This window comes from Bradyrhizobium sp. CIR48, from assembly GCF_014198315.1.
Classification (GTDB): Bacteria; Pseudomonadota; Alphaproteobacteria; order Rhizobiales; family Xanthobacteraceae; genus Bradyrhizobium.
This window is the reverse complement of record NZ_JACIHG010000027.1, coordinates 1-6,972: the sequence shown is the minus strand read 5'-3', so window position 1 is coordinate 6,972 and position 6,972 is coordinate 1. Positions and strand designations below refer to the sequence as shown.

Genomic DNA, 6,972 nt, shown 5'->3' with positions numbered 1-6,972 from the left:
GCGCAGCTGAACGCGGAGCTCAACTCGGCGACATATCCTGACAGTCCAGCCCCTTTTTGAAATCTTACCCCGTTGGGGATGGTGGTGATCATGCCGCCATCTCCTCAGTCCGAGGCTGCTGGGCATGCATCCAGTCAGCCGCCTGCTGGGCTTTGCTGGCGGCGGTGAAGATGGCGCGAGGGTCGTCCTTGAGGAGGCGCAACCAGGATGCCACGTAGGCGGCGTGATCGGGCCTGGGATGATGGGCGACGCCCAAATCCGCCAGGATGAAGGAAGCGGTCAATTCGGCGGTGGCTTCTTCGATCGGCAGCCAATCGCGCTTGAACCGTTCCTGGAAGTTCCGGTCGAGCCGGTGCTTTGCGCCAGTGGCGTGAGCTGCCTCATGTATTAACGTGCCGGCATGGGCGGCTGGGCTCGTGAATGCCGCGTAGTCCGGCATGAAGATCGTGTCGATGTCGATGCGGTAGTGCGCATTGTAATTGCCGGTGATGACCGGGATCTTTAGCGCATCGATGAACTCGCCGACGTGAGCGAGGCGATCGATCTCTGGAAGCTCCTCGATGACCTGAGGTTCGTAGCCATCGACTTGGGCGACATTGAACACCGTGAATGCACGTGCAAAGACGCGGCGACGAACATCATCGTCACCATCATCTGCATCGTCGTTGGCGGCCGCCTTTGCCTGCTTCCAGAGAACAACCGTCGTGCCGCGTTCGCCTTTGCGTACCTGCGCGCCGATAGCCAGCCATTGCCGATAGGTTCCCCAGAGGCCGTCGGCATAGCCATGAGCTTGCGCAGCGATCCAGAGTGCGAGCACGTTGACGCCACGGTATCGATTGCCTGACGAGACGTTCTGAGGACGGGTGATGGCAGTGCCGTCGTGATGCCAGGGCATGCGCCATTCGCCGGCGCCAGCTTCGATCGCGGCGACGATCTCGGCAGTGATGCGGGTATAGACATCGGCGCGGTCCGCCGAACTCGATGTATGGGACATGGGAGAATCTCCGCGGCCGGCGGAGCAAGCCTCTCTCACTCCCTCAACCGGCCGCCCGATTCCGGCCCTCCTCGTCCTCTCCCGCCGCCCGACAGGGCGGCCGTCTTTGGTTTTGTGCTGTCTCATCATGATGGGTGCTCCCGTTCGGCCGGGGTCCGTCCCCGGCGGCGGAGCAGCCACCTGCGATGCCTGAAAGCGCGACCGCGCACTCGCAGAGCCGAAGCGACAGCGGAGGACGGCGATCAGCCGTTGCGCGGCCGTGCGGGGCATCGCGCGCTCCGACCAGGCCGGGGCGGACGCCGGCGAGAACCACCCGGCGCGGCCGCAACCTCAGGTCCGGAGCTCTGACGTCAGTTGCCGCGATCGATATCGTCGAGGACAGCCTCGATGCGTGCGAGATCCTGTTGCAGGGCGGAGCGCTGTAGCGAAGACAACCGCTTCTCTTTGAGGACAGCTCTCGCCTCGTCTGCGGAACGTGCCCATGCTGGCCGGTGCCTGGCGGTGATGCAGGCGTTTGGACACCGTGTCGGTTGGCAAAGCACGGTCAGCGGCATCTTGTTGTTGTCGGCGTTGGTTGCCTGCTTCAGGCACAGGGCGGTCTCGGGATCGAAGAAGCAATCGGCGAGCACGCCGACGTGCAATGTGCGTGCGAGACTGGCGAGCATCGTGCGAAGCCGCGCGCGATCTGCAATCATGACTGGAAGGGGGCTGAGTTCTACCGCTGCAGCATCAAGTGCCTTCGATATGCGTGGTGCCGCTGGTCCGGAAAGCGTCGAACCAACTTGCCGCTCATCGAAGTAAACCAGCAGGTCATCGAGTTGCCCAAGAGCACGCTGGTTCTCGACCTCGGCGCGGAAGCCGGACTTGCTGGAGCCGGCATAGCCCTCGAAGGCCGCGACGGAGGCATGCTTATACTGGATCATGCCGGCGATCGTACCGAAGGGACGGTTGGCGATATGCCACGCAATCGTTCGGCGAAATTGCCGTGTCGTGATGCGCCAAGGCGTGCCTTCGGGGCTGTTGGGAATAACCGACTCGTTGACCGTGCCGAACAGTTCGTTGAGGTGATCGCGATAAAGATTGAGCTGGCGTACGATCTCGGCCGAGAGGTGATCCTTGCACACGGATTTAGCGGCCAGGACCGGCCAGAGTGTCGTGAGTCCGCGGGCGGCTGCCGCCCGGAACGACAGGCGCTCCAGCACGTCGATGGCTTTGGCGACGGGTTCGATCGTGACCCATTCGGCCGCTTCGCCATGACTCGACTTGCCCTTGTAGGCGACCGATCGCACGCGGTGGCGCATGATCAGACCATCTTCGCTGCGTGATATGGCGAGACACCCACGCTGCATTGCCTGAACTTCGCAGTCGCGCATGCCGGTCAGATACGCACACAGGATATATGCTGCTGATTGCAGCATCCGTTCTTCCTGGGCGAGCGTCTTGCCGTCGAAACGAGGTCGCCACGGTCGACCGGTCTCCGGCAGATGAGAGATACAGGTATCCATGCCGCCGGTCTCAACGCCGAGCACGCGTATGGCTGCATCGATCAGGTCGGGGGCGCCGCCCGCGAGCTGAATATGCATCCCCGAGTCTGCGCGGGCATCGATCCCGATATGAAGATGGAGCAGGTGCGAGTTGACGGGAGGCGATACGTCACCTGTCTCCGGATGCCGCATAGTGGTGCCATTGTGAGCAGACCCCCAGATCGGCACACCACGCTCCTCACGTCCTCGCCGCTCAAAGTAATCCATGAGACGCCGGCGCTGTCGGGCACGGCGCTGTTTGCGGTCGAGGGCCTGATCTGATTGAACAAGCTTGGCGCAATGGGTCTCCAATCGATCAAGCTCGTCGCGAGCGGCGAGGATATCGGGCGCAAACTCGGTGACGTAGCGGATCGACCAGGCCAACAGTGGGGCGATGACTTCTTCCGGCATTCGTGGGGTGCGGTTCTCGCGGACGTGACGATAACCAGCGACGCGGGCTGGAGCGCGTCCGCTCCACGGCTGGAACCGCAGCCCTCCGGAGGGAAGATGATCACGAAAAGCATAGAGGTCGACCGGCACCTCGAGAAGGTGACCGACGATGACAGGCCGTCGGCTGCAACCGGTCTGGAGATGGCGCGCGTAGCGGTCGAGCAATTGCTGATCGATCCGCGAGAGATCGACGGCGCCGAGTTCGCCGCGGACGAACTCGAAGAAGCGACGCGCTCGGTTGAATATCTGCCGAACACAGGCAGGCGGGAGCTTCTTGCGATGACCAGGGAGATCGACGTTGAGCCGGGCATAGAGCAGTTCCCGGATTGCTTCGCGGGTACCGATATCTTCGACCGAGCCGAAATGTACAGTGACATGGCAACGGCGGGTGTTCTCGCGAAATACCGCCGGCCCGAGATCCCAGCTTGCATCGCCATAGCGGGACAGGCGGCTTCGATCGAAGTCCTGCTTCAGCGCCGCGGAAGCAAGAACCGGACGGTCATGCAGATCCTGTGGGAGCGGAGCGAGGGCAACTTTGCTCATGGCCGCACCTCGGGCGAAAGATAGAGAGATTGTTGGGTGGCCTCGCTGCGCGCTTGGGCGATCAAATCTTGCGAGAAGACGGGCAAAATCTGTTGGGTGATGCGCGCATGCGCGCGACCGAACTTGACAGTCCAGTCGCCAGCAGAGAGCCCGGCGCGCTCGCCCTCGATAAAGTCGAGAAACGCGAGGATCGCGGGCAGCTTGCGAGCGGTGATGACCGCGTTGCGGCATTCCAGGCAACCCCAGAATGGCTGCGGACAGGGTGAGCCTGCTTCGGCGAAGGGACTGTTCTGAAAGCCCGCGCACGCCGCGAGCCAAACGTCCTGATCTCCATCCAAGAGCGCGGGAATGTTATTGGTCTGCACAGGGGCATCAGCACCCTCGCGCCAAAGGGACTCGCTGTCGGGTGACAGAATGATCGGTCCTGCGGACGCCACAACTTCGGTAAGGGCCTCAGCGACGGTGGCTTCATGCAAGGGGCGCAGTGACGGAATATCCGCATAGTGACGGGCGGCGATCTCCGGCGTGTGGCCGACGGCAAAGCGCGCCATGTGCCCTTCGGTCTTGAGATACCAGAGTGCCTTATGTGTCTTGCGCAGCCGGGAGAGAACAAGGTGTAGCGGACGGCGATCGTCGTCGACGATGCCGTGTCCAGCGACCCAGTTGTCCACCAACTGATGCGGGTGATCGATGCCGGACCTAAGCTGTCTTCGCCCTTTATAGTGATAGACCCAGAGAGACTCGACTGGAAGAAAGCGCCTGGTAAAGCTGGTCACCTCGATCAGCTTGCGGATCAATCCGCCAGGCGTGCCGAGGCCGCCATCGCGAACTCGCAGGCGCTTCTGCTCGGCACCACGCGCGCGACGCTTTATGTAGCTGATCTCGATCGTCCCGGACCCGGCGTTCTGCAAACAGTCGATGGTCAGCGTCTTGCAGCATTCGATCTCGAGCCCTGTCTCCAATGAGAGGAACGTCAGCAGCGGCGGCAGATCGGTTGCGAGCAAATGATGGCGGTTATGGACGTCTTCGGAAAAGCTGGAAACCGGCAGGCCGCGGCGCAGGCGCATGAAGTACAGGCGTTTGAAGGCGAGGTCCGAGTGATCGATCTTGCCTTCAGCGGCAATCCTGGCTTCGATATCGGCGACCGCACTACGGAGGTTGGAGTCGCCTGCTTCATCGAGCGGACGGCCGATGCGCCGGAATATCTTGCCGATATCGGTCCGAGCCGCGTCACGTAACTGCCGAGCGACAAACGGGCTATATGCGTCGCGGGGCCGCGAACGACCTGCGGATTGCGCGCTCGTGTAGCTCAGGCGATGGCGGAGCTTATCGTCGAGAAGGCCGGGTTGATCGGCATCGATAGAGCGCAGCGCAAGAATCGCCTTCGCGAGGACCGTGTGCCGGTGAATCGGCGTCATGCCGGCGGCCTCAAGAGATGCTTCGAAGCCGTCAATATCCTGCGCGCGAAGATCGGCCGGCATCGTGGCATGAGAGTTGGCTCGCAGGTATGCGAAAAACCGATGATACGCCGCGATGTGCTGTTTGATGGTGCTGCGCGCTCCCAACGCCCCGCCGAGTTCAGCCTGTCGGCGAACAGCGCCGGCAAAGGCTATCGCAAGTGCTCGCGGGCTCAGGCTGGTGAGATCGACCTCGACGATCCCGCCATGACGCGCCTCAATGTTGAAGCGCAGTCCGAGCACCTGATCACCGGCATGAGCTGGAACAACACCATCTACGGGCGCAAAACGAACTGAAGTTCCCTTCCGCGGCCGGCCTCTCATAACGAGTGCTCCGAGGGAAGCAGCGCCAGTAACTCCTCGACGGCGGCATCAACGGTATCGGCGCGCGAAGCGATGTGATCGAGATAGATGTAGGTCGTTGCGAGGCTGGCGTGGCCAAGCAGCCGTTGCACTTGCTGTAATGGATCGCCGAGGATCTGCCGATATCCTTCGATCGGGCCAGCGGGCAACGCTGCATCTCGAATCCGCTGCTGGATCAGCATCGCGAGCATATGCACGGCAAAGGTATGGCGGAGCTGGTGCGGCGTGATGTTGACGGAAAAGCTGAGAGACCTGCAGCGCTCGGATGCCCGGGCGAAGATCACCTCCCAGGAGTTCGGTTGAACCGGCAATCCGACTTCCGTGAGCCACAGCACGGCGGGCTCGCTCGGTGTACCGTCATCATCGCAGACGATGATCCTGCTGCGCTCTTCGGGGCTCAGCAGATCAAGAACGACGTCACTCCCGTCGAGCAGTCGCAACCGGGAAGCTGACCGCTCCCTGTGAACGAAGATCGGGCGTTCGTACGAGCGCCAGCCGGAGCGTTGTCGGAACTTAGTGACGGCGTGAGCTCGTTCAACCGCGATGTAGGCCCGCGCCTGTTCAAGCAGTCGACCGGAAAGAAGAATCTGGCGACCACGATCGCCCTTCGTCAGCGCGTCCGGCAGATCGAGCCATACCTGTCGAGCTGTTCGCCGATCGACGGCAGCAAGGTCGGATGCAAACAGAAAGGAGGCTTCCTCCAGCCGAAGGCCCGTCGTCACAACGAGGTCGGAAAACAACGCATTGCGAATGCCGTTGCGATCACGCGCTCCCGGCCGCGCTCCGCCATCAGGCATAAGCCCTCTGAGGCCGACGTCCCGAAATACCCGGTAGTCATCGAGCGTGACAAAGCTGACATCTGCTCGACGTGCAGCCGGCTCATAGGCGTCAATGCGGGCTGTAATCTGCGCACGCCGGCCGCCGTATCCTTGCCTCCAAACCGAGCGGTGCGTGAACGGTGCTTCAGGGAGCAAGCCTTCGTGAACGCCCCAACGATAGAGCCGATCGAGACAGGCAACAGCTCGATTCCAGGACGCCGCGGAGATACGTTGGCCGGCCTCCGTCCGGCGACGAACGCGATGATAGGCAAGGACGTCGCGACGATCACCTTGCCATACGGACTTGCCGCAGGCTTCCGAAAGAAAGCGGACCCAAACCAGGACGTCATAGCCATACGCACGAAGGGAGTGCCGTGAGCGGACGCCGTTGAGGGGAAGGTCGCGGAAGAAACGATCCAGATCAGGATCGTAGAGTGCCCCGTCCCGCAGGATCATAGGGACGTGTGCATCAAGGCCGTCAGCCGATCGGCGCTCTTGAATGGTGATGTTCGAAGCCGGCGCTACGTTGTCCACAAGTTGTTCAACCTTCCCCCGGCCCCCCATCCGGGGAGCCAGTATCAACGAAGGAGTTCAACTTGCCCGGCGCTATCCAGGCCGGCCGTCGCCAGCTATGTGGGAACGCTACGGCCGGCGGTGAGCACCGCAAAGCCGTCCGCCCGCTACGGCGCTATTGGATGGCGCGCGTGCGGACGGCTTTGCTCCACCGAGCTCACCACAAGTGGGGACAAGGCCTACCGCCTCCGTCAGTCCTGTTGCATCGACGTAAGCAAGACGCTGAGAGTCGGTGCAGACTGTCAAGATAA

General features: G+C 62.2%; 5 protein-coding genes. 1 reads left to right on the top strand and 4 read right to left on the bottom strand.

Annotated elements, in window-relative coordinates; genetic code table 11:
* Positions 1 to 88 precede the first annotated feature (88 nt).
* The 3 genes from GGD66_RS40905 to GGD66_RS40895 form a co-directional block, all read right to left on the bottom strand.
* Positions 89 to 1,123, bottom strand: a complete 1,035-nt coding sequence (locus GGD66_RS40905) for an ArdC-like ssDNA-binding domain-containing protein (RefSeq protein ID WP_312014230.1) — start codon at positions 1,121 to 1,123, stop codon at positions 89 to 91.
* 221 nt (positions 1,124 to 1,344) lie between these two features.
* Entirely contained in the window at positions 1,345 to 3,510 is a 2,166-nt protein-coding gene (locus GGD66_RS40900) for an integrase (RefSeq protein WP_183262239.1), read from the bottom strand.
* A complete protein-coding gene (locus tag GGD66_RS40895) occupies positions 3,507 to 4,991 on the bottom strand; it encodes a hypothetical protein (RefSeq protein ID WP_246789204.1) in 1,485 nt (494 codons plus the stop codon). The genes GGD66_RS40900 and GGD66_RS40895 overlap by 4 nt, the downstream gene beginning before the upstream one ends.
* A gap of 39 nt (positions 4,992 to 5,030) precedes the next feature.
* On the opposite strand from GGD66_RS40895, the gene GGD66_RS41925 reads away from it, so the two are divergent.
* On the top strand, positions 5,031 to 5,264 hold the full coding sequence (locus GGD66_RS41925) for a hypothetical protein (RefSeq protein ID WP_246789203.1): 234 nt from the start codon (positions 5,031 to 5,033) through the stop codon (positions 5,262 to 5,264).
* Between the two features lie 23 nt (positions 5,265 to 5,287).
* Here the strand turns inward: GGD66_RS41925 and GGD66_RS40890 are convergent, their stop codons facing one another.
* Complete coding sequence (locus GGD66_RS40890; RefSeq protein WP_183262241.1) at positions 5,288 to 6,712, bottom strand: site-specific integrase; 1,425 nt, start codon at positions 6,710 to 6,712, stop codon at positions 5,288 to 5,290.
* Between the last annotated feature and the right edge of the window lie 260 nt (positions 6,713 to 6,972).

Bases quoted from the DNA above. Each gene is read 5' to 3' on its own strand.
- GGD66_RS41925 (WP_246789203.1), top strand. From the start codon at position 5,031: ATGATACGCCGCGATGTGCTGTTTGATGGTGCTGCGCGCTCCCAACGC.
- GGD66_RS40900 (WP_183262239.1), bottom strand. From the start codon at position 3,510: ATGAGCAAAGTTGCCCTCGCTCCGCTCCCACAGGATCTGCATGACCGT.
- GGD66_RS40895 (WP_246789204.1), bottom strand. From the start codon at position 4,991: ATGCCGGCCGATCTTCGCGCGCAGGATATTGACGGCTTCGAAGCATCT.
- GGD66_RS40905 (WP_312014230.1), bottom strand. From the start codon at position 1,123: ATGATGAGACAGCACAAAACCAAAGACGGCCGCCCTGTCGGGCGGCGG.
- GGD66_RS40890 (WP_183262241.1), bottom strand. From the start codon at position 6,712: ATGGGGGGCCGGGGGAAGGTTGAACAACTTGTGGACAACGTAGCGCCG.